Origin of the sequence: Heyndrickxia sp. FSL K6-6286 (assembly GCF_038630395.1) — a bacterium.
Classification (GTDB): domain Bacteria; phylum Bacillota; class Bacilli; order Bacillales; family Bacillaceae_C; genus Heyndrickxia; species Heyndrickxia oleronia.
This window is the reverse complement of record NZ_CP152029.1, coordinates 2,899,190-2,922,629: the sequence shown is the minus strand read 5'-3', so window position 1 is coordinate 2,922,629 and position 23,440 is coordinate 2,899,190. Positions and strand designations below refer to the sequence as shown.

Annotated in this window: 25 protein-coding genes; 13 read left to right on the top strand and 12 right to left on the bottom strand. The window is 32.8% G+C overall.

From position 1 onward, the window contains the following. Positions 1-482: 482 nt before the first annotated feature. Positions 483-1,043 (bottom strand): acetyltransferase, encoded by a 561-nt coding sequence (locus MHI39_RS14810; RefSeq protein ID WP_259545659.1) that lies wholly within the window; start codon positions 1,041-1,043, stop codon positions 483-485. A gap of 333 nt (positions 1,044-1,376) precedes the next feature. On the opposite strand from MHI39_RS14810, the gene MHI39_RS14805 reads away from it, so the two are divergent. Further along, positions 1,377-2,027, top strand: coding sequence for a DUF4236 domain-containing protein (locus tag MHI39_RS14805; protein ID WP_342539570.1), 651 nt, complete (start codon positions 1,377-1,379; stop codon positions 2,025-2,027). A gap of 241 nt (positions 2,028-2,268) precedes the next feature. Here MHI39_RS14805 and MHI39_RS14800 read toward each other — a convergent pair. Next, positions 2,269-3,397, bottom strand: a protein-coding gene (locus MHI39_RS14800; RefSeq protein ID WP_152984831.1) for an IS3 family transposase whose coding sequence is annotated in 2 segments (ribosomal slippage) — positions 2,269-3,132 and positions 3,134-3,397 — 1,128 coding nt in all. Because the reading frame shifts where the segments join, the coding sequence is not laid out codon by codon here. An 83-nt stretch (positions 3,398-3,480) separates the two neighbouring features. On the opposite strand from MHI39_RS14800, the gene MHI39_RS14795 reads away from it, so the two are divergent. Both MHI39_RS14795 and MHI39_RS14790 read left to right on the top strand, forming a co-directional pair. Next, on the top strand, positions 3,481-3,921 hold the full coding sequence (locus tag MHI39_RS14795; RefSeq protein ID WP_342539568.1) for a hypothetical protein: 441 nt from the start codon (positions 3,481-3,483) through the stop codon (positions 3,919-3,921). Positions 3,922-4,064: 143 nt separating this feature from the next. Beyond that, positions 4,065-4,691 (top strand): spore coat protein, encoded by a 627-nt coding sequence (locus MHI39_RS14790; protein ID WP_342539567.1) that lies wholly within the window; start codon positions 4,065-4,067, stop codon positions 4,689-4,691. Between the two features lie 304 nt (positions 4,692-4,995). Here MHI39_RS14790 and MHI39_RS14785 read toward each other — a convergent pair whose 3' ends face one another. After that, positions 4,996-5,211, bottom strand: a complete 216-nt coding sequence (locus MHI39_RS14785; protein WP_058003924.1) for a helix-turn-helix transcriptional regulator — start codon at positions 5,209-5,211, stop codon at positions 4,996-4,998. Between the two features lie 114 nt (positions 5,212-5,325). Between MHI39_RS14785 and MHI39_RS14780 the strand changes: the two genes are divergently transcribed. Continuing rightward, positions 5,326-5,496, top strand: coding sequence for a hypothetical protein (locus MHI39_RS14780; protein ID WP_169792985.1), 171 nt, complete (start codon positions 5,326-5,328; stop codon positions 5,494-5,496). A gap of 99 nt (positions 5,497-5,595) precedes the next feature. Here MHI39_RS14780 and MHI39_RS14775 read toward each other — a convergent pair whose 3' ends face one another. Both MHI39_RS14775 and MHI39_RS14770 read right to left on the bottom strand, forming a co-directional pair. Next, complete coding sequence (locus tag MHI39_RS14775; protein ID WP_169792986.1) at positions 5,596-5,745, bottom strand: hypothetical protein; 150 nt, start codon at positions 5,743-5,745, stop codon at positions 5,596-5,598. 416 nt (positions 5,746-6,161) lie between these two features. Further along, entirely contained in the window at positions 6,162-6,344 is a 183-nt protein-coding gene (locus tag MHI39_RS14770; protein ID WP_058003925.1) for a hypothetical protein, read from the bottom strand. A gap of 355 nt (positions 6,345-6,699) precedes the next feature. Here MHI39_RS14770 and MHI39_RS14765 point away from each other — a divergent pair, with 355 nt between their 5' ends. The 3 genes from MHI39_RS14765 (at position 6,700) to MHI39_RS14755 (ending at position 9,967) form a co-directional block, all read left to right on the top strand. Next, the gene (locus MHI39_RS14765) at positions 6,700-7,719 is read left to right on the top strand and encodes a stalk domain-containing protein (protein WP_342539566.1); all 1,020 of its coding nucleotides are present in this window, start codon (positions 6,700-6,702) and stop codon (positions 7,717-7,719) included. Between the two features lie 542 nt (positions 7,720-8,261). Then, positions 8,262-9,332: a hypothetical protein gene (locus tag MHI39_RS14760; RefSeq protein ID WP_342539565.1), complete on the top strand. Its 1,071-nt coding sequence runs from the start codon at positions 8,262-8,264 to the stop codon at positions 9,330-9,332. Further along, entirely contained in the window at positions 9,329-9,967 is a 639-nt protein-coding gene (locus tag MHI39_RS14755) for a hypothetical protein (protein ID WP_342539564.1), read from the top strand. Before MHI39_RS14760 ends, MHI39_RS14755 begins: the two co-directional genes overlap by 4 nt. Positions 9,968-10,103: 136 nt before the next feature. On the opposite strand, the gene MHI39_RS14750 is transcribed toward MHI39_RS14755, so the two are convergent. Further along, entirely contained in the window at positions 10,104-10,610 is a 507-nt protein-coding gene (locus MHI39_RS14750; protein WP_342539563.1) for a hypothetical protein, read from the bottom strand. A 281-nt stretch (positions 10,611-10,891) separates the two neighbouring features. Here MHI39_RS14750 and MHI39_RS14745 point away from each other — a divergent pair, with 281 nt between their 5' ends. Next, the gene (locus MHI39_RS14745; RefSeq protein WP_236036354.1) at positions 10,892-11,719 is read left to right on the top strand and encodes a DUF2935 domain-containing protein; all 828 of its coding nucleotides are present in this window, start codon (positions 10,892-10,894) and stop codon (positions 11,717-11,719) included. Positions 11,720-12,067: 348 nt separating this feature from the next. Here MHI39_RS14745 and MHI39_RS14740 read toward each other — a convergent pair whose 3' ends face one another. Next, positions 12,068-12,427 (bottom strand): DUF5391 family protein, encoded by a 360-nt coding sequence (locus tag MHI39_RS14740; protein WP_278892747.1) that lies wholly within the window; start codon positions 12,425-12,427, stop codon positions 12,068-12,070. Here MHI39_RS14740 and MHI39_RS14735 point away from each other — a divergent pair. Then, complete coding sequence (locus MHI39_RS14735) at positions 12,327-12,533, top strand: hypothetical protein (protein WP_278892748.1); 207 nt, start codon at positions 12,327-12,329, stop codon at positions 12,531-12,533. The two genes, MHI39_RS14740 and MHI39_RS14735, sit on opposite strands and share 101 nt — an antisense overlap. A 516-nt stretch (positions 12,534-13,049) precedes the next feature. Here MHI39_RS14735 and MHI39_RS14730 read toward each other — a convergent pair. Genes MHI39_RS14730 through bioB form a run of 4 tightly spaced genes read right to left on the bottom strand, consistent with a single transcriptional unit; the run spans position 13,050 to position 17,268 of the window. Beyond that, positions 13,050-14,150, bottom strand: coding sequence for an acetyl-CoA C-acyltransferase (locus tag MHI39_RS14730; protein ID WP_342539560.1), 1,101 nt, complete (start codon positions 14,148-14,150; stop codon positions 13,050-13,052). Continuing rightward, positions 14,150-15,610, bottom strand: a complete 1,461-nt coding sequence (locus MHI39_RS14725) for an AMP-binding protein (protein WP_342539558.1) — start codon at positions 15,608-15,610, stop codon at positions 14,150-14,152. The genes MHI39_RS14730 and MHI39_RS14725 overlap by 1 nt, the downstream gene beginning before the upstream one ends. Before the next feature lie 31 nt (positions 15,611-15,641). Continuing rightward, positions 15,642-16,205 (bottom strand): biotin transporter BioY, encoded by a 564-nt coding sequence (locus MHI39_RS14720; protein ID WP_078111497.1) that lies wholly within the window; start codon positions 16,203-16,205, stop codon positions 15,642-15,644. Positions 16,206-16,257: 52 nt separating this feature from the next. Next, the gene (gene bioB / locus MHI39_RS14715; protein ID WP_058003931.1) at positions 16,258-17,268 is read right to left on the bottom strand and encodes a biotin synthase BioB; all 1,011 of its coding nucleotides are present in this window, start codon (positions 17,266-17,268) and stop codon (positions 16,258-16,260) included. A 278-nt stretch (positions 17,269-17,546) separates the two neighbouring features. Here bioB and MHI39_RS14710 point away from each other — a divergent pair, with 278 nt between their 5' ends. The 4 genes from MHI39_RS14710 to MHI39_RS14695 all read left to right on the top strand — a co-directional run bounded on the left by MHI39_RS14710 (position 17,547) and on the right by MHI39_RS14695 (position 22,810). Then, complete coding sequence (locus tag MHI39_RS14710; protein ID WP_342539554.1) at positions 17,547-18,278, top strand: metallophosphoesterase family protein; 732 nt, start codon at positions 17,547-17,549, stop codon at positions 18,276-18,278. A gap of 508 nt (positions 18,279-18,786) precedes the next feature. After that, positions 18,787-20,238, top strand: coding sequence for an Msr family ABC-F type ribosomal protection protein (locus MHI39_RS14705; RefSeq protein WP_342539553.1), 1,452 nt, complete (start codon positions 18,787-18,789; stop codon positions 20,236-20,238). A gap of 1,556 nt (positions 20,239-21,794) precedes the next feature. Continuing rightward, positions 21,795-22,268 carry a GNAT family N-acetyltransferase gene (locus tag MHI39_RS14700; RefSeq protein ID WP_259545643.1) on the top strand — a complete coding sequence of 158 codons (474 nt, stop codon included), beginning with the start codon at positions 21,795-21,797 and terminating at the stop codon, positions 22,266-22,268. A 140-nt stretch (positions 22,269-22,408) separates the two neighbouring features. Further along, positions 22,409-22,810, top strand: coding sequence for a VOC family protein (locus MHI39_RS14695; RefSeq protein ID WP_259545642.1), 402 nt, complete (start codon positions 22,409-22,411; stop codon positions 22,808-22,810). Between the two features lie 59 nt (positions 22,811-22,869). Here the strand turns inward: MHI39_RS14695 and MHI39_RS14690 are convergent, their stop codons facing one another. Continuing rightward, on the bottom strand, positions 22,870-23,298 hold the full coding sequence (locus MHI39_RS14690; RefSeq protein ID WP_058003942.1) for a YfmQ family protein: 429 nt from the start codon (positions 23,296-23,298) through the stop codon (positions 22,870-22,872). Positions 23,299-23,440 lie beyond the last annotated feature (142 nt).

Here is a 23,440-nt window from a genome sequence, read left to right as displayed (position 1 = left end):
CATCCCCGTCCCTGAGACATATAATCTCCAATATTTGTGTAAAATGTGTATCCATCGCCATTCTTGAGACACGTTATCTCCAATATTTGTGTAAAATGTGTATCCATCGCCATTCTTGAGACACATAATCTCCAATATTCTCGCAAAATGTGTATCCATCGCCATTCTTGAGACACGTTATCTCCAATATTTGTGCAAAATGTGTTTCAAACTCCAACCTTGATACACATTATCTGCAATATTCTCGCAAAATGTGTTTCCATCCCCATCCCTGAGACACATTATCCCTGCTATTCTCGCATAATGTGTTCCAATCCCAATACTGAGAATATATTTTCCCTATCACTCTCGTTTTATCTATATCAAAATCATTCTTAATTATAGACTTCCCCCAAGTCTAAACCTTCTCCATATAACTGTCTCAAATCAAAGAAGTATTTCTAATGTACCTCTATCATTATTTATAACATTGATTCTTGGTTTCAAAGAGTATCCGTCTCCTTAGGATGCGTATATTCCATTAGCCATGCATCCCTGTATTCTCCTTCATGTAGCTCATGTTTTGGTAATAGCTTTATTTTCTTTAAATTGCATTTTTCATAACAGGCTATCGCACGTTTATTCCAGGTTTGGGGATCCATCACTACTCGTATAGCCTTTTTCTGATTAGTTAAATAATCAATCATTGAACTCACAATGAGCTTTCCTAAGCCTTTGTTCCAATAATTTACTTCTCCTATAAATTGGTCAGTGCCATAAATAAATTCAGATTCAACCGCATACCCGTATTTGATTTTTGTCTCAGCGTCTAGTGGATAATACTGAATATATCCGATTGGAATTCCTCGATGTTCTATAATGCACCCAATTACATCTTGATTCTTCCGATCATAAAAATGTTTATCTACCATTTCTAAATCATGTGGTCGATCCCGTCCCTCGTAAAATTGTAGTACCATTGGGTCCGATCGCCATTTTATTAGTAAATGTTTATCATTTTCACTTAGTCTTCGGACTAGTATTTCTCCTTTTTGATAAATCATATAAATTCTTCTTTATCATAAAATAATAAGTATGAATTCTATTCTTCTTATAAAATATCCTGCCAAATTAGGTGAATATACAGCTAGGGTATTCATCTTCAGTATGATCGGAAAAGCTGCAATCGCGAAAAATGTAATTTTATCTGAATAATGATAAAATAATAAGTGGAGTTTTTAATTGTTCTGCAAACAGTTTTTTTAATATGTTAAGTGAAATATTTTTATACTATTTATTATGGCTGTTCACTATTTTTAAAAAACTTATATTTACATGAATGAAATACATGGCAGTTTAATAATTAACTAAAAATACTTATGTAGAGGGGTGATATCATGGAACAAGGATATAGGAAAAGTTTTAAAATTGCGCCAGGTGTTAGATTAAATGTTACTAATGAGGAAAGTGAAGCAAATGTTGGTGAAAAGGGGTTACGTTATCGTGTTCATTCAAATGTGCAAGGACGAACTGAAGGTGTTCCAGGAACAAAAATCTTTTATACTGGCTTAATTTCTAATAGAAGGGGAATGTATAATTCAGCTTATAATAAACTGTTGGACATTACACGTCAATTACGTGGACAGGATAATCTTCAAGAATTAGAGAGAAATCGATTAGAAGTTGAATACTTTGAACATAAATTAGAAATGATTCAATCTATTCCAAAAGAAGTTGTTAAACCGATTGATTGGGTAGAGGTGGAAAGTATTCCTGAGCCTTTTGAAATGGGTAAAACTGGTCCACTGGAAAAAATAGCACAGGAAAATGCATATCACTATAAACCAAATCTTTTTGCAAAGCTTTTCAATAAAGATGAAAAAAAGAGGGAAAACCTTCAAAATCAAATTAAACTAGCTAGGGAAAATGATTTAAGGGACTATCAAAGCTGGAAAAGGATGATTAATACTTCTCAGAATGTATTGAAAGGGAATGTAGATTCTTACTTTGACGTTATTCATGAATTTGCACCGTTAGAAGATATTTAAAGTGGACCCCTTCGTCAAGACACTAATTTAAATTTTTTAAGGTGGGTCAGAATCCATTATGGATATCTGCTTTATAGGAGCTAGAGGTGCTCACTGGGGCTAGGGGGGTGGTAGGTGCACATTTTTTTGCGAGTGATTCATCCTACTCTATTTTTCCTTCTCAGGGGAGGTTCTGTCAAGGGCGAGCGGAGCGAGGGCTAGCCATACCCTTGACAGGTTCTTCCCTGAGAAGTATCATCCCTTATGGATGAATCACTCCGAGGCCATAAACGGAGGCGGGGGGTTTATAGCCAATCGATTGGTGAGGGCGTTCATAGTTATAGAAGTGGATAAAATTGTTAATCTCTTTCCTTGCTTCTCTTGGACTCTCGTAATCTTTTAAGTAAACCTCCTCATATTTAATCGTTCTCCATAACCTCTCTGTAACAATATTATCAAGGGCTCTTCCTTTGCCGTCCATGCTAATTCGGATGTCCTTATCCAGCAGTAATCCGGTATATTGGGGACTGGTAAAATGGCTACCCTGATCACTATTTAAGATCTCTGGCTGTCCTACCGACAGAGCCCGTTTCACTGCCTCCAAGACAAAGTCAATCTCTAGTGTTTGGTCTAGCTCCCAGCTAACGACAAAGCGAGAATACCAGTCTATCAGAGCTACAAGATACATCCAGCCTCGTTGGAGGCGAATGTAGGTAATATCGATTCCCCAGACGTGGTTAGGGTGGCTAATGGCCAAATTTCTAAGAAGATACGGATAGATCCGGTGCTCAAGATTGCGTTTACTAAGGTTAGGGCCGGGAGAAATCCCTGCAATGCCCATTTCCCGCATATGACGTTGTACAGCCTTGCGATTAATATTTATTCCATTGTTGTTTAGAACAACAGTAATTCGCCTAGACCCAAAATAGGGATGCTTGGTATAAATTTCATCAATCTTGTGCTTGATAAATATTTCCTCAGGAGAAGGCTCGACTGGCTTATAATACAAGCTAGTACGATTGAGCCCAAGCAGCTGAGCCTGGGTAGTGATTGGCAGCTCTTTATCATCCCAATCAATCATTTGAATACGCTCGGCCCTACTCCTTGATTCCAGATTTTTTTTTAAGCCACGACAATTGCGTGGTTAAACGGCCAACCTCAGCGTAGAGGTTTTCAATTTGATTTTCATATTCCGCCTTCATTTGATCCGCTTTTTTATTTTCTTTAGCGAAGATCGAAGGCATTTGATCAAGAAATGCATTCCTCCATTGTCTAATTTGATTGACGTGAATTCCATGAGATGAAGCGATTTCATTCATGGTCTTTTCTTCCTTTAGGACCTCTAGCACGATTTGAGCTTTAAACTCTGGTGTGTATCGATTTCTTTTCATAAACCTACTTTAACATCTCCTCATTTCGTGTCTAGTTTCTTGGGTCCATTATAATTAGTGGACTCGGAAGTGGATTCGAATTTATGATTCATAATTCACATGAAATGGAAGTTAACTTTGATGTTAATAGTGATTCGGTGGTACCAAAAGAGGTACTATCATTAACAAAAAATGGGGATATATCTAAGGAACAAATGCCCAAGGAACAATACTTTCAAATTCTTCAAGACTATGTCTTTAGCTGCACACTAAGAATTGCAAGAGACATGTTTTCACTACTTCCTCTAAAGACTATCTGTATCCATGCATTGGATGAACAGCGTAATACTACAACTGGACGCATAGAGAAGTTCATCATCCTTTCAGTCAAGATTGATAAACATAGTTTACAGAGCTTAAACTTTGACCTCCTAGATTATTCAAATTCCATAAAAACCTTTGAGCACCATTTGAATTTTAACCAGACATCAGGATTTCGTCCTGTACAAAAAGTTGAATGGACATCTTTAAATGTCTCATCATAAAAATTGTTTCAAAGTAAAAAGGTTTAATATTACTAAGCAATATGCTCACATTTGTTATTTTGACAAATGTGGGCATTTTTGCATAAGAAATAAATTATTCACCATGATAAGGATGAATAACTTGAAAAAATAGGAGGAAGTTTATGAAACTTGCTGCACATGAATTAAACGATTTAAATGAATTAACGATGAGTTGTGTGAATTCTATTACTAACATGGCGTATATGTTGGAACATGTTCAATGTCAAGAGTTTAAAACTATATTAGAAACTCATTTTCCATTACATGTAAGAGACTATAATATGAAGGTCGAATTTCTGCATAAGGGGACCGGAGCCACAAAGGAATTACCTTTATTAAAGGAGAACGGAACACTTCAGGATTTTACTAACTCAAATATGAATCAGTATCCTCCTATACAACCACGAACAATGATTGAAAATATGAATGATCGAGAAATGGCCACTGCGTATTTACTAACTTTAAAACGAGCAGGTCGTGAATATGCTTGGTCAGCAATGGAAATGGCAAATCCAGAAGTTCGTTCATTCTGTCAAACTGCATTTATGATGAGTTGTTCTCATGCGTATGATATGTGGCAATATATGGTTAAGAAAGGTTATTATCCATTAGAACTAGCAGATCCCGCAGTAATTGGAAAAATAGGTGCGATGTATCAAGTTGTTCCGGAGGATCAATCACAAATTCAACAATATATGACTCAAAATCAAAATCCTATTGCGGGAAGTAGTGATCAAATGTATCAATAATAGCAAGGAAAAAAGGTGTCTCAAATATAAGAGATGCCTTTAATATTATATCTATTGTAAGTTTATGGTCAAAAACTAATAGATAATAATTTTATTATGTAAACTAAATAGTCCGATTAAATCGAGTAAATTTAAATCACTTATCATCACACTAGCTGTATGGAGACTAGGTTGTTTTTTGTGAAAATTTGTTACATTCTCGTCACTTTTGGAGTATCATTAAATATGTAGTTATTTCAGTTTTTTCAAAACAAATACCCAGCTTTCCAAAAGCAGGGCATTTGTTAATAATTGACTGTATTAATTAATCTTCTGTTTTCCACTCATATAAGTCTTCTATCTGACAATTCAATTCCTTAGAGATAGTCATTGCCGAATTCAAGTTCATCACTTTTTTTGTTAGGAATTGTTCGAGCTGAACTTTAGGGATTTTCGTTTTTTGCTCTAACACTTCCAAATCCATGTTGTTTTTCTTTAAAAGTGTATGAAGTTTACTTTTTTTTGCTTTATAAATGGCCAAAATGGACACCTCACTTTAAATAAGCATAACATATTGCACTGGTAAATCAAAGTGATATTTCCAGCCAAAAGGAATCGTAGAAGTATGGTATAATAATGTGAGGAGGCTGTTAATATGAAAGATAATAGTAAGTTTAAAAAGAATGATTTAGCTAAAATAATCGAAACTGATGAACGGGTCACTATTTTAAAGTCAAAATATATAAGTAATATGAAACGATACTCATATATTGTAAAGGAGCATCCAGCTACTTTTTACTTTGAAGAAGAACTAGAGAAGTTATAAATAACTCAAATTTTACCAATTTTCTTCGTTATACATGATTAAGCATAGAATGACAAAATAAAAAGAGTGGAGAAATATTTCCACTCAAGAATAGGAGTTTTACTTGCTACAACTCCTAATCGATTTTTTGCTTTCACTATTCGATAAAGGAGATTTGTCTGGACTTGGTTTCCAATTTTTTAAACGGTTTTTTATATAATCCTTCAGAAAGTCACGTTTCCTCTTTTTTCTTTTATCACGATTTTTCATGGAAAGTCACCCTCCTATTTCCTTTATTATAACTCTAATTCCCTTAATTAATGCGAAATAATTTATGTACTTTTGATTATAAATAGAATTTCAAAAAATGTAATTTAGAGTTTACTTTGCGACTGAAAGTGAAATGCTCCTTCACAAAGAAGGGGTATTGATTTTGAAACACTCTGTATTTGAACTAGGATCAATTAAGATAAACGAAATCGTTAACCTAAAAGCACAAATGTCATATATCACCAATTAATTTAAAGGTTTGAGCTTCCTTAAAAGCAGCTTAGGATAGCTTTTAGGGGATATTGCTTTAGGAAAGTCAATGATATTTAGGATAAAAGAGCCCTTCAAGTACGAAGGGCTTTTTCATATTGAATTAAAGGTCAGTAGAGAAAAAATGACTTATTTCCTTTAGATATTTAGGTGTTTTTCGATTTTCCTAATTTTAATCCATTAGTAATAATGCCAAGGATGCCTGTAATAATGAATATATAAGCTACAAACAAAGGGGTTGAGGAAAGCGATTCAGTAAATAATCTTAATAAGCCAGCAGCAAAAATTAGAAAGCTACCTATTAGTGCAACAACTATTTTATTGTCCATTTTGAATCCTCCCAAAATACAAATAATTTATCATCTTATAATGTTAACATATTTATCTAAATAGTTAACATTATTTTTGCATTTCATGATTCATCCTAAACTTAGGTCATAGACTGGACTCAATATTTCCAAATAGTTAATAGTTATTTTAACCCAGTCAAAAGGTATTAAGTGTTTTTACGGCCACAATTAGCGTAACAAGCGTTAGAGAATATCAATTTCCTTAATTTACCTCCACCATAAAGTATAACTTGTAATTCCAAATTTTTTTTTATTGTAATAAAATTATTTTTGGATTTCTTAAACTATAGTGGGGGAGTAATAACGTTGAAAAAAAAGAGTTTCACTATTCTTATTGATACTTGTATTATCATTTGTTATATTTACACTTAATGCAAATGCTAGTCCAGGTGGGTTAGACAAAAATGGAGGGCATTATTGTCGTACGAATTGTGCAAAGTATGGTTTAAAAACTGGCCAATATCATTATCATAATGCTGATGGTTCTATAACTTTAACAAAGCCAGTGACTAAACCAACAGTCAAGCCTGCTGCACCTGCCATAGCCATTTATATCAATGGTAAAAAGCAATCATATGACCAACCACCAGTAATCGATAATGGAAGAACATTGGTTCCTTTAAGAGGAATTTTTGAAAGTTTAGGAGCAACGGTTCAGTGGGATCAAAGGAAGCAGCAAGTAACTGCAACTAATTCAAAAATTAAAATTCTATTAAAAATTGGCTCGAAATCACCAACAGTAAATGGTAAAGTGGTACCGATTGATGTACCAGGAAAAATTATCAACGGCCGTACTCTTGTGCCTCTACGTTTTGTTGGTGAAGCACTTGGGGCAAATGTTGATTACAATGCAACAAGCCGAACAATTAAAATTACATCCAAAGCGACAATTTCAAGCGATACTACAATTGATTATGGGAAGCTGGATGCTACTGTTATTAATGTAATCGATGGAGACACAGTTAAAGTGAATGTAAGAGGTACGGAAGAAACGATTCGTTTACTTCTTGTAGATACACCAGAAACTGTACATCCAACAAAACCAGTCCAACCATTCGGTAAAGAAGCAAGTGATTTTTCCAAAAGTATAATGCCAGCTGGCAAAGCAATAAAGGTAGAGCTTGACGTTAGTGAGCGTGATAAATATGGACGTTTACTTGCATATATATATGTAGATGGAAAAATGGTAAACGAAACACTTCTTGAAAAAGGGCTTGCAAGAGTGGCCTATGTATATGCACCAAACACTCGTTATGTAGATGAATTTCGTGAAATCCAAAGTAAGACTCAAAAACAAGCGATAGGAATTTGGAGTATCGAAAACTATGTACAAGAGGATGGATTTCACTCCTAATTAATATAAATGCCCTTCTCATTTGAGAGGGGCAATTGTTCTTTAAAACGTAATAAATTTTGTTGTTGTCAAGGAGTAGTATGCAATAATCCCTACTATTCCGAAAAACTGGAGAATGATTCCTATAATACTACATATCAACCCCAAAATGGCAAATCCTCTGCCATCCTCACTATTTCTTTCAATTTCTTTTATTGCCTTTTTCTTGATATGAAATACTAATTACACCGAGAATTAAACTAATTATCAAATGATTATTGATATACTTTTTTTCCATCCTTCTACATTTAGTTTATGAATTAAAAGAATGGGTTTTATATGTTTCTAGTTAATTTGAAGTTCATTTGATAAAATGGAATACCCGATTTGCATGTTGCATAACCAACGATGATCAACTGTAAATATCTTTCTAAGGAAAATAGGAAAAAAAAACACTTATTATTAATAGATTTATAACCTATTTTCCCAATACAAATTACGTTCCTAGTCTATTACAATAAAAGTAGAATTATCAAAACCTGATAGATGGGGAGTGATAAAACTTGCTGATTTCTGAAGCAACAGAAGATATATTAGAAGATTGGAATACAAAAATTACTCAAAGGAATATTAAAGAGGCTAAAAATTTAAAAAAAGAAGTAGATGTTATGTTTCAAAGATTAGATGATATCGAAAGTGAAAAAAATTATTTGATTCTTTCAGGTTATTATTATTTACTGCAAAATGATTCTCTAGAACTTAAAATGATCATTGAAAGAATGGGAAATATTCCAGAATTAAGTTTCTATCATCATTTTTTTCAAGGGATACGCGCCTATAATTTAAGGCGTTACGATGATGCATTGGATTGTTACCGTATTGCAGAAAAATACCTTAATAAAAACAATCCAATTGAAACGGCAGAATTCTACTATAGAGTGGCAGCTGTCTATTACCAAGTTCAGGAAACGTTAATGTCGGTAAATCTTATCCAAAAGGCATTAGAAGTTTTCGAAAAAAATGGAAAGTACAGAAATCGTCTCGGAGATTGTAGAATGCTGCTAGGTCTTAATTATATTGATATGAGACAATTTGTAGAAGCAGAGGACCAATTTCATATTGCCAGAGACATTGCCCAACGAATTAATGATTCTGGATTACTAGCACGTATCAATCATAACTTAGGTTTTATGTATGCAGAGCAAGGATTGTCAGAAGCTGCTGTTCGTTATCTTTCAAATGTTTTAAGAGATGAGGATTACGATTATTCAGAAAGTTACATAAAAACTATCTTTTTATTAACTCGTGAGTATTTTAAATTAAATCAGATTGATGCAGGTAAAGAATGGTACGAAAAAGGAATCGCATTAGCACATGAATTAAATAATGTTGAATATAAAGTTAAATTTACTTTATTAAATGCATTGTATTTAGATAATAAAGATTTTGAAAGTACGTTTAAAAGTGGAATTGCATATCTTCAGCAAGAAAAGTTGTGGTTGGATATCGAAGAATATGCTCAAATTTTTGCTAGGTTTTATCTTGATTGTAAGGGCTACCAAAAGGCCGCGGAATACTACGAAATTGCTATTGAAGCAAAAAATGAAATCAAAAAAATGGAGGGGTTAAAATGAGAAAAAAATTATTTGTAGGTATCATTTCAGCAACTGCATTATTAGGAATAATGGTAAATGGAATAGGAGCAAAACAAACTAATGTAGTAGCAGAGCGAGGAATCGTGTCTCCAGCACCAGTAAATAGTATAACAAATGTAGTAGCGGAGCGAGGAATCGTGTCTCCAGCACCAGTAAATAGTATAACAAATGTAGTAGCGGAGCGAGGAATCGTGTCTCCAGCACCAGTAAATAGTATAACAAATGTAGTAGCGGAGCGAGGAGTCGTATCGCCAGCACCAGTAAATAGTATAACAAATGTAGTAGCAGAACGAGGAATCGTGTCCCCAGCACCAGTAAATAGTATAACAAATGTAGTAGCAGAACGAGGAATCGTGTCCCCAGCACCAGTAAATAGTAAAACAAATATAGTAGCAGAACGAGGAATCGTGTCCCCGGCACCAGTAAATAGTTTAACAAATGTAGTAGCGGAGCGAGGAGTCGTATCCCCAGCACCAGTAAATAGTATAACAAATATAGTAGCAGAACGAGGAATCGTGTCCCCAGCACCAGTAAATAGTGTAACAAATGTAGTAGCGGAGCGAGGAGTCGTATCCCCAGCACCGGTAAATAATCAATCAAATGTATTTGCTTAATGCAACAACTTGAATATTAAATTGTTTTATTAATTTTTGTATGTTCCCCCTTTAACATATAAAATATTTTTATAAATAGAAGGCACTTGGTAGTTGATATACTGCCAAGTGTCTTCTATTTATATTAAAGAGAAGTCTAAGAATTTACTTTCTCCTCTTCATCAATATAATTCGGAGAAGAATTTAATATATCAAATGCTTTTTCATAGATGTATTGAACAACATACATGTATAAAGATTTTAATAAAAACAATATAGAGAGTTTGAATTTTGATAACTTAACAAGAGTGACATAGTGTGTTTTTTCCATCAAAGGAATAAAAAGATATGTAAAAAAGGAATCGATTATTGTATTTAAGATGAAATAAAGCTTGAACTTACCAAATGTGTATTTTAAAATCCAAATTGATCCAACAAAAAAAGGGCCTAATATTAATGGAAGCTCCCCAATTACATTAGGTTTTATCTTGTAGTTGAATCTCCACCATTTTTTCTTTTCTGCATGAATTCCTTCAATTACTAAATATATTGATGTCATGATTGTACCAGGAAGAAATCGTTTAATCGTTTTTTTTTCAATAAAAGGAATAGTTAACCATGGTAATACAACCATAGAAATTACAAACAAATTTTTATTCCTCATAAAATAAACATCCTTTACCAGATCTCAATAAGTATATTCTGCCTATTTTATCTTGAGTTATGTAGGTTTTTCTAGAAAATGTGACATAGCATTATATCTTCTACGTATTTGATAAAAGGTAAATTAACATAGGTTGTTATCACTCGGAAAAGTGAAGGTAAAAATAGGAAGGAGAAAATATAGTAATATAGGTTAGAAAAAATCTAAAAAGTTCTAATTATAATTCATTTATTACTGCAGTTTTTCGTAATTATAAAGAGAAGAAGGAGGAGGTGATATATTTGACAAAACAGATGATATCTATTTGGGAAGAACACTTCTTTTGGTTAGAAATTTTACAAGATCATGCCTACTTTGTAAGGGACTATTTATCACCTAGTGAACTAGAACATGTTCATGTAGCTCAACAATATATTCATCTATTCGGTAATTTACTAGCAATGTTGAACGAAATAAACATAACAACTAAGTCAACTGATAAAGCTTCTATTCAATTTTCAGAACGAGTGTGGCCTGTTGCAAAAGGTTATTTTGAATTTGAAGGAAAATTACAAGCTCTTCGCATAGAAAATAAGGTAAATTTGAATTTATCACCAACCTATCTAAATGGAACACTTGCGGAAAACCAAGAATATTTGCGATTATTAAGCTACTGGGTCAAAGGGAAAGACCCAGCACCACTACCGCTTGTCGATTTAATGGATCTGTGGTTAGAAGACCAATTAGGTCATGTGCTGTTATTTGAAAATATACTAGACCCCATTGAAATTAGTACAATGAGGCAGACAGAAGAATATATAAGTAAATATCAAATGTTTATTGTTCAAAATCGACATTTAAGAGGTTACTTGCGTTTCAAAGAACCAGGATTTGCTCGGCAAAAACAATTTGCCCATGAAGTTGGATTAACGACAATAGAAATGAATCAGTTTATTTATGAAATGGTAATTAAATATAAAGAAAATAGGATTCTTAATAAAACGAATCTACGATTTTTAGAGCATCATTTTCCTGAAACTTGTTATTTTATAAAAAAACTGAGTGATTATGCACCGGAATTACAAGAAGCTGCTTCAAAATGTCCGCTAAAAAAACCTTCCTATACTTAAAATATATTTAGCTCCATCTTAAGTTTAATCTTAGTTTATCAGTTTGGCTAAATACTTATTATCAAAATATTGAGGATGAAGATAACGGAAAAAATTATTTTATTATTGGTGCTATCCAAAGGATTTTTCAACGGATAGCACCACTTTGTTTTTTCATAAGGTTGTTTCGTACAATATGTTGCTAGTGTAAAAGTCTGACTGCTGAAATTTACAATTGGCACTTAATCAATGTAATGAAAGGTAGAAAACTTCAGACGATAGTTATATTAAAACTTTGGTTAAATAGTAACAATGTTGGGGAAAAGAGCCTAAAGAAAACATAAACATTATACATCCTTATCGAGTGGTTTATGTGACATGTAAATCAGAATTGGATTTATGACGAAAAGCAATGAAAAACCAAATAAGATTAATGATTAAAGATGCAATGCATAGACTTATGACTATAAAAATTGAAGCTGGAAATTTACCAGTAAATATACTCACAACACCTACGGTTACTGCAGTAGAAAAAAATATAAACATACCTAAACCGCATAGAATGCCCATCAGAAGTTTCATTCCCTTAACTCCTATAATAAATAGAAAAAGTGGAACTAAATAACAAATGAGAATCATACCGATAGCTGACCACATTCCAGTACTACCAAATTTATTTGCATTTGGTCCTAATTCTGATAGAGGTGAGAGGGATATTGCAACAGTTATCAGGCAAAAGAATATGGCTGAAATAAATGTGAATATTATAACCGGTTGTTTTTTAGTATTAATGATAGTAGTCATTCCTTTCGGTTGTAAAATTTATCCTATTTAACATTTTAACTGATTTTTGTAAAATTGGTAATAGAATGTCTAAAAATTCATTAAAAACTAAAGGAGATTATATGAACATATTTTTTGGAATTATTTTTATTTTAGGCGTTTTGTGATCTATGATTTAATTCGCAGAGTTAATCAAAATATATTAATTCAAACAGAAGAAATAAAAAAATTGCAGGAGGAATTAAAACTAAGAAGATAAAATATCATGCGGAGAAAAAAATTTATACATCATTGGATAGATTAAAGCTAATAGTTAATGAATTAAAATTGAATATATAATAAGGGATTAATAGCTCAAACGTAAAAATCTTTAAATTAGAAAATGACTGATTGAGTATTAATCCTATAAACAATTTTTTACTATTATCCTATTGTCTTAACTGTCTATTCAATCTAGTACGTTTTCATACCAAAAAATTCAGTTAAGAAATAAGTGAATATCACAACTTTTACGATTAAGTAATTATGATTGCTGAGAAGTTTATATAAATCCCTATTAATTAATGCATTATGTTATTACCTCAAATAGTATAGCAACTCCAATTCCACCAGCGCTGCCTATTGCGGCAAGAACAAATTTTACATTTTCCTTACGTTGAACTTCAAAAAATAGACGCGTCACAAGGATAGCACCTGATGCTGCATAGGGATGTCCTAATGTTAAGGCACCACCACGAATATTTAATTTATTCATAGGAATTTGTAATTGATGTGCACAAGCTAGTACCTTTGATGCGAATGCTTCATTAATTTCAACTAAATCAATCTCTGCCATTGTAAGATTATTTCTTTTTAGTAAATCTAAAATAGCTGGGACAGGAGAAATACCGGGGTATTGTGGATGTACCCCTGCCAATTGACTATCGACAAAACGTAAAATTGGCTTAAATCCTAAACTATGGGCTAAGTTTTCTTCCATGAGGACAACAGCAGATGCTCCATCATGTATACCACAACTATTTGCTGCGGTGACTGTACCTTTTTCTTTATCGAATAAAGGAATAGCCCGTTTAACAAGTTTATCCATTTTTCTTTTCCTTAAAAACTCTTCATCTTGATATATCCCTTTAATAGGAATGATTTCTTCTTCATACATCCCTGATTGATAAGCCTGCCAGCTTCGCTGATAACTTAACAAAGCATATTCGTCTTGCATTTCACGAGTAATTTGATATTTTAAAGCGACATTTTCAGCTGCTACTCCCATATCTGGATCACCTAATTGATGTGGAGCAAATTTTGCCCTTTTTTTAAAAGGGGATGTACTAACACTCTCAACACCACCAGCAATATAGCATTGTCCAACTTCTCCTTGAATGAGATAGCAAGCCGTTCGAATAGCATCAAGACCTGCGCTGCATTGTCTATCGATGGTCATTCCTGTGACGGTAAGTGGAAATCCCGCCTCTAAAGCGGAAAATCGAGCCAAATTCCCGCCTGGGCCAACTACATTTCCTAATAATACATCATCTATTAGGTTTTCGATATCTTTCCCTAACGATTTCAAAAGGGGGGATATAAGTTGATGGGGTTCTAAATATTGGAATATTCCTTTTTCTCTTCCTATAGGTGTTCGATTTGCACGGATGATTACTGCGCTTTTTTTCATCAGTAGTTTCCTCCAATGATCATTTTTTTAACTAAGTCCCTTGCAATCTTACCGCTAGAAGTAAGTGGTAATTTGTCAACAATAATCCATTTGCGTGGAACTTTATAAGAGGAAAGTTTTGTTTTACATAAATCTTTTAATTCCTGTACTTTGACATTACCCTTTACTACTGCTGTTACAATTTCACCCCAGTATCTATCTTTTAACCCAATCACTGCTACTTGCTTAACATTGGGATGTATTGATAATACAGTTTCAATTTCTTCCGGGAATATATTTATCCCTCCATACAGAATCATATTATTTTCACGGCCATGAATATATAAATAACCATTAGAATCCAAGTAGCCTATATCATGAACAGTCATCCAACCTTCTTTATCAATAATAGGAATAATGGATGATTCTCCTGTAAATTTGTAACCAAGAAATGACATGTTGCTTCTAACGAAAATTTTTCCTGTTTCACCAATTAAGGCAAGCTCACCATCCTTTTTGCGGATTTGAATTTCCACATTATGACAAGGTTTTCCTACTGAGTTTGGAAAGTGCTGATTGTCCTCATGAGAGAGGACAGTGATGAAACTTAATTCACTAGCCCCATAATATTCATAAAGCTTTAGTAAAGGAAATGCCTTTTTTAATCTTAATTTAGAATGATGCTCCCATTTTGCACCAGATGATACAATAGTTAATGGTTTTTCAATTGTTTGACTCGTCTTTATCAAGCTTTCAATCATCGTGGGAACCATAAAGGCTACCTTAATCGGATATATCTGTATCATCTTCTTCAGTTGGGATACAGAATATTTTTCTAATAGATAAATAGTTCCGCCAAAATATAAAGTACTAATAGCCCCATACAAAAAATGAGAATGGACCAGTCCACCTGGTATAAGTACATCTTCAGATCCTTTTAAATGAAGGTCAATAACATTGCATTTGAAGCTTTCAACCCAAGAGCTATGGGAACGGACAAATGCTTTCGGCTTTCCTGTTGAACCTGATGTAAACCCCATATAAAAAGGAACATCCTCTAATAGTACGGATGGGGGAAAAGGCTTGCTATCTACATCAGCTAACAGTTGTTCCAAAAGTACTACTTTTCTGTGACAAAAGGATAATCTATGTGAATACTTTTCAAGTGTAATAATCATGGAAGGGTTGCAAAGATCGATTCTACTTTTTAAATCCTCTACATTCCATTTCAAATCTTGTGGACATACTATCCATCCTGCACTTGAAGCACCCGCAAAGATTTGCAAGAAAGGAATTCCATTAGGTAGAAGGATAGCTATAACTTTATTACTAGATTTCTTTTTTGATAAAAAGAAATTTGCAAGTTGAGATACGGAGGTAAATAACTGGTTATATGTAATTTTATGATTGATAGTTTGAATCGCTATCCGTTCTGGATGATTTTTTCGATGTTGAATATATGTGGAAGTAATTGTGTTCATATTGTTCTCCTTTTAAAAAGAAAGAGACACATTACTGTGCCCTTCTAATATTTGGTAATCGGCTAGATATCCCAGGTGAATTTTTTAGTTTATAAACTAAAAATGAAGCAACAACGGCTTTAATCAAATCTCCAGGAATATAGACTAAACTAATCTTAATCGTTTTTATAATAGGAATATCCATTATGAATGACTGGACAGGTATTCCGAAAACGTAAAGCAATAAAACGCCAACTAATACATTTATTATAAATATTTTAAAAAAACCTATGGAGTTTATTCTTGAAATAAAATATCCGACTAAGAAGGAGATGATAATATAACCAAATAAATATCCTGCACTAGGACCTACAAATACACCAATCCCTCCTCGACCTCCAGATAGTAGGGGGATTCCTGTAGCAACAATAGCTAAAAATACAATTTGACTCCAAGCTCCTAATCTTGCTCCTAGAATTCCCCCAGATAATAGAACACCAATGGTTTGAATCGTAATAGGGACGGGAGTAAAAGATAAAGTAATAGGTGGAATTAGTCCTAATGCTCCCATTACAGCTGCAAATAACGAAATATATGTAATGTCTCGAACTTTCATATGTAATCTCCTTACAAAATATCTATCTAGTATAATTAAAAGTAAAAAATTACTATTTTCCCTTCATTGCTAAACTTGCTTTCATTTCTTCGACCGTCTCTATTTCAAAGCCAAGATCCTGAAGCATTTGTAGATCCTCATTTTCTTCTTGTCCTGCCGTTGTTAAGTAATCTCCGACAAAAATAGAATTTGCTGCGTACAATCCTAAAGGTTGTAGGGAGCGAAGATTTACTTCTCTGCCTCCAGATATTCGTATTTCCTTCGAAGGGTTAATAAATCGAAATAAAGCCAAAACCTTTAAACAATAGATAGGTGATAATTCATTTGTGCCTTCTAAAGGCGTACCATCAATTGCATGTAAGAAGTTAACGGGGATGGAATCGGCATCCAGAGCTTTTAAACTTCTAGCCATGTCGATAACATCCTGTTTGGTTTCCTTCATTCCTATAATGACACCTGAGCATGGGGAAATGCCTGCTTCCTTTACTACATTCACGGTAGTGACACGATCGTCATATGTATGGGATGTTGTGATCGTTGAATGGTGATTACTTGATGTGTTTAGGTTGTGATTGTATCGATCAACACCTGCTTCTTTTAACCTTTGCGCCTGTTCTGGTTTTAATAGACCTAGACAAGCACAAACTTTCAAGCCATATAATTTTTTTATTTCCTTTACTGAATCAGCAACACTATTTAACTCGCGATTGGAAGGGCCTCTCCCACTAGCAACAATGCAATAGGTACCAATATTTTGCTCATACGCCCGTTTAGCTCCTTGTAGGATGGTATCTTTATTGACCATTCGATAGGAATCTATTGTGGCAGTGGAAATGGAAGATTGTGCACAATAACCGCAGTTTTCTGGACACAAGCCAGATTTTGCATTCATTATCATATTAAGTTTTACTTTTTTTCCAAAATGGTGTTTTCTTATTTGAAAAGCGGCATCCATTAGTAGTAGCAATTCGTCACTAGGACAATTTAGTATAGATAAAGCCTCAGTTTCTGTTATTTCTTCACCAGCCAGTACTTTATCCGCAAGAATTTTCCATTTGTTCATCTTTATTCTCCTTTTTGCGTTAATCGTCTAAAAATTCAATACTTGATTTTAAAATAAGAAACATAGATATTTCTTATACTTGTAGTTTGCAATAAATAGATAATATATGTCAACTTTATTTTGTATTAAGTTAACATATATTTGAATGTTTTAGTTAGGGTTTATTTCTCAAGACAAATAAAATCAAGCTACATTATTAATGAAAAGATTGCAAAAAAGAGGAAATTTATTATTTTCATTGAAAAAGTATAGAAAAGAAAATATAGGTTGGTGAAGATATGGGAAATAAAATAGCTATTCTTGCTGATATTCATGGAAATAGTGCTGCATTAAAAGCGGTATTAAATAATATTGATAATGATACTGAACATATTTATTGTTTAGGTGATTTAGTTGGTATCGGTCACGAAACAGATGAAGTATTAGAAATATTATCTTCAAGGAATGATGTATCTTGTATTATAGGAAATCATGATCAAGCAATTATAAAAATTATCCATGGAGAAGAACCAGACAGTTATGGTGAAGAGAGAGAACATCATCAATGGATTGCTTCTAGATTAAATGAAAAGTATGTACCTTTTTTATCGAATCTTCCTTTAAAAATAGAAAAGAAAATCTGTAATAAACATTTTTTATTCGTTCACTACCATTTAAATGATAATCAAACCTTTCAATCAATCGATTGTCGACCTACCCTAGAAAAACTTGATGAATGTTATAGGAAACAGAGTATAGATATTATTTGTTTTGGTCACCATCACAAGATTCATCATTTTAAATCTAATAAACGTCTTTATTTAAATCCTGGATCATTAGGATGCAATCATAATCCAGTTGCTACCTACTGTACGATTCATGTAAATGATTCGAATCAATTAAGTATTACATTTAATGAAGTTCCTTATGATAATAGGCAGTTTCTTCTTGCTTATGAAAAGCTGAATGTCCCTGCAAAAGATCTTATTTTGAATGTTATTCATGGTGATCAACATAAACAATTGAAATGATGAAAAAATATCAAAGCTGATAAAATGAGTAATAGTTTATATTTTTTTGACTTATATAAATAAATACAATATAATCGTGAATATATTTACTAAATTAAGGAGGATTATTAAAAAATGACGCATGCAATGAGACTTCGATTCCCAACTTTGAATAAGTAATTGAATATGTTCAAAGACTCTGTTTGTACATTCAGAGTAAACGGAAGTAGTCTGTCCTTTTTTAATGATCTTCATTTCACTTTATATGCAAAATATGAGGAAAGGCTGAAAATTCTGCCTTTCTTTTTTTAGGTAAGTGCCTATTCTAAACAAGACTTGACTACAATCTATAGGAAAGGCATTTCCGTTTTACTCCCAATCACAGGCAGAATGTCTGTGATTTATTTAATTTAGATTGGGGGAGGAAAGATGCATTTCTTATTGTTCTTTTGATACGAGCTTGAACTAGCAGCTCGTATCGATCCTAGCTATCGATACGAAATGATTATAAATTTCGGAGGTAGCGATCATGGAACAAATATGTTTTGAAATTGAAAATTTAGAAGTGACCTTTTTAGATAAAAAAATAGTAGAAATCGATCGGTTAGCTGTGTATCAATTTGACCGTATCGGTATTGTAGGGAAAAATGGTGCGGGAAAAAGTACATTATTACATTTACTTGCAGGTAAACTTTATCCAAGTAGTGGTGTAGTAAAGTCTTATGTAGAGCCAGGATATTTTGAGCAAATAGAAGTATCTTTGATAGAAGCGGATGAGGCACTATTAAGTAAATTAGAAGTGCCAAGAAACACTGAACAATTAAGCGGGGGAGAGCAAACTAGAAGAAAGCTCGCTCAATTGTTTACCCATTATTATGAGGCATTATTGATTGATGAGCCAACAACACACTTAGACCAAAGCGGAATATCATTTTTAATTGAGGAATTACGTTATTACTATGGGGTACTTATAATAATTAGCCACGATAGAACAGTACTAGATGAACTAGTCACAACCATTTGGGAAGTGGATGGTGGGAAGGTTCGTGTATATTCAGGGAATTACAGCGACTACATGAAACAAAAAAAAGTAGAGATTGAGCAACAACGTCAAGCACATGAACAATATATTAAAGAAAAGACACGCTTGGAAAAAGCAGCAATGGAAAAAATGAAAAAGGCAGAAAAAATTGCCCAAGAAGGCAGTATGTCCAAAAAAGAAGCAAATGCTAAACCGAATAAGATGTTTATGACGAAATCAAAAGGAACAAGCCAAAAAGCTGTTCAACGTGCTGCAAAGGCTATTGAACAAAGAATGAACAAGCTACAAGAAATTGAGGAAGTACATGAAGAAAGGCAGATATTTTTTCGACAGTCTCAACAATTAGCATTGCATAATAAATTTCCAATTATGGCAGATCGAATTACACTTCAAGTGAAGAATAAAGTGCTATTGGAAGAGGTGAGTTTTCAACTTCCCCTTGGTAAGAATATTGCAATTAGTGGTGATAATGGCAGCGGAAAAAGTACATTGCTTCAATATATTGTAAATCATGGTGATGGAATAACTATTTCACCGAAAGCAAAAATTGGTTTTTTTAAGCAAATGAGCTATCGTTTTGTAATGGATGAAAATGTACTGCAATTTTTGAAGAATCGTTCTGAATATGATGAAGGATTTTTGCGAAGTGTTTTGCATGCTATGCAATTCAGTGGTACAGATTTACGAAAAAGTGTGATGTCTTTAAGCGGTGGGGAATCCATACGTCTACAACTATGTCAATTGTTTTTAGGAGATTATAATATTTTAGTATTAGATGAACCAACCAATTTTTTAGATATTCATACAATCAATGCATTGGAACGCTTTTTTTCTGCCTATGAAGGTACAATTTTATTCGTATCCCATGATCAAACCTTCATCAATAATGTTGCTGATGTAAACTATCATATTATCGGGAAAAAGTTGAAATTAATGTAATTCATAGCGAGCCGCCAAGATAAAAATTGGGCGCTAATTCTATGGATTATTAGCTTGCTAAAAGCAAAATAATTTAATCGATACTGCAGGCAAAGTATGGTGAATCCAAGTAATTTTATAGTAATTTTAAGGGAATAACGTTATTGCTTTTTAGTGAATAATTATCATAAATATGAATAATTTTAAAGGGGAGATGTTAGAGAAGAACCTTCCCCTTTATATCAATCTAATTGCATTACATCTTTATTAATACTAAATCAAATCACGACTGTAAACTTCTGATTCAAGTATCATTAATAGAGTTTCTGTTTCTTGGTGATTAGTATTTTTACTGGATGCGCGATATCTAAGAATACTTCTATACATGTTAAGAACGACAATATCTGAAAATTCTTTGATATGTTCACTAGTCTTCACCCTCGTATTCCCCCTTTCATGCGGGGAAGATTCCTCGAAGTTCATTATAAAGGTAGTGAAGGATTTGCAAAAAAGAACGAAAAAATAAAGAATATTTAGATTTTAGTCGAATAGTTCCTAAATTATTATTTAGATAAAATCAGCCTCGAATTTTAAGAAATATATAAATGAGGATTGATCTACATGTAGGCATTTTTTTTCAAAAAACCTTGTGGAACTGGATATTTAATAGCATTCGATAGATAGTGAATGCTTTTTCTTTTTGGCACTTTTTTTTAACATTGTTGTTAGTTAAGTAAAGCTTTAACTAATAATTATCGGATGAAGATTGCTACACCTTTCAATTCACTAGAAAAGAGCTAATTTTCTAAAGGGTGTAAACGCCGGCAGTGTTGCTTTTACAAAAACAACAAACTATACGAAAACGCCTTCTTTTTTAATGTGTATTTGCCTTAAGATAAATGTAATGTACCAACATTATTTGTTTACATAACATGTAGTCTGAAAGGGGAAGTGTTAATTGAAATCTAAAATTTACAAATCAAACAAGGTTAATATCTGGCAAACCTCATTAATCATTTTCTTTTTTTTGCCTTATTTGTTTATCCTTTTAATGAAATATATACTTAATTGGAATAAAACATTAAAGAGACCTTTTTTGAACATTTTTAAACGAAAAAGACCTAAGACCATCTCAATCGTAACCTTGCCTAGAAAATAAGTAATAATTTAAAAAAGGCAGAAGAGCATCCTAAGGGGTGCTTTTTATTATGATTAAAATAGGTTTTTTCTCAAACAATGTTGCTATTTAAGTAAAGTTTTAATTGGTAAATATCGTTTGAAACCAGTTTCTACTTTCAATTCATTGAGGAAAGGAGTTGTAAACCTCGTTAGCACGCTATACCTACAACAGAATAACACTATACTAAATCGGTCAAACCATTAACATATTGAGGTATATGATACATGTATGAAGAAAATAGGTACCATGCGAGTTACAACTTATAATATAGGAATATTGAATAGTTAAGCGAAAATAAAAAATATTGCTAGAGGTTGAGCCTATTAGAAACATACGATACGATTATGATGAGAAACTATTAATTATAAAAATATCCATTTTATTAGGAGGGGGAAAGATGGATATCCGTTCAGTGGAGAGTTCGGACTACTATATAATATCGCCATTAATAAATGAATGGTGGGGTGGTAGAAACATGTCACATATGTTGCCAAAACTATTTTTTGACCATTTTAAACAAACAAGTTTTATTGCAGAAGAGGATGGAAAGATTATTGGGTTTCTTATTGGATTTTTATCGCAATCGCATCCTAAAGAATCTTATATACACTTTGTAGGTGTGCACCCTCATTGGCGAAAAAAGAATATTGGAAAACTCCTTTATGTTCAATTTTTCAATAAGGTTAAACAATATGATCGAAATATAGTCCGTTGTATTACTTCTCCAATAAACAAAGTCTCAATTGCCTATCATACAAAGATGGGATTTGAAATGGAAGAAGGTGATAAAATAATCGATGGAGTTCCGGTCATATCAAATTATGATGGACCAAGTCAAGATAGAGTTTTATTTGTTAAACATTTAATTTGATAGCTGTTTGTTTTACGTCTTTTTTATAACTTCTCAATCTTCCTGTGTTGAATTAGTCTCCTGCTTAATATTAGATAATTATTGAAGGGATTTTAATATAATTAGAGAAAATAATGTAATAAAGAAGGGAGGGAACAGAAATGTCTAATCAGGAAGGAATAGTGTTAGGTATTGCTTATAATGTAATACCAGTTGCTAACTTGGAACAGTCCGGTGAATGGTTTGTCGAGCATTTCGGCTTTAATATAAGGCATAAAACAGAAGATTCCTTAAGCTTATTTATTGGAAATAGACCAATATTGCATCTGCTTAAAAGTGATCATGAATCAAGAGCGGTTTTTCAAATAGGAGAAAGGAAAAAATGGGTCACTACTTTTTTTACTAACGATATAGAAAGTCTTCATACGAAGCTAGTATCTAAACAATTAAAAGTTGGTGAAATTAGCTATGAAGGTGAAAATGGAAACTTTTTCACTTTAGAAGATATCGACGGGAATCTTTATGATATATGGGAGCATCATGACTGTGAATTAAATTTTTAGTGGAAAGATTAAAAGGTTGCTATCATGTCATACAATTCATTAGCAACCTTCTAATTAATTTATACGATAAGTTTTTGAATATGATCAGATTGTACGCTATATGCAACTATTTTCTTTTTATATTGTTTTACCACATCTACATGATTTCCGTATGGAAAAATAAATAGCCTTAAGTCTTTCTTGCCTTTTTTTGTGACAATAACAAAGGGAGTCTTATTGTTTTCTGGATGTAAAAATAATTTTTCGTTACCAGGGAAAATATAATATTTTTCTAGAAATGTCGCTTCATTATAATAGTTAACAAATTCTCGTTTATCATCCCCTTCTATCAGTTTTTCATTGAATGTTAAAGTAATGTCCTGAAAATTTAGTTTTGTATGAAGTTCAAATTTCTTTATAAACCATTCAACTACAAAAGTAGGAGGACAGGTTACTATAATTTTTATAGCACTTAAGAGAACTGCCAACACCACTATAAACCATGTCATATTCTTTCATCTCCGTTTTTTCTCAATTAAATAGTATTAAATTTATTAACCATACCATTCGTCCATTTATATTCCCTTTTGTTTAAATGATAGTAATCGTTCTTAATACATTATTATCTATACCTCATCTGCTTATCATTTT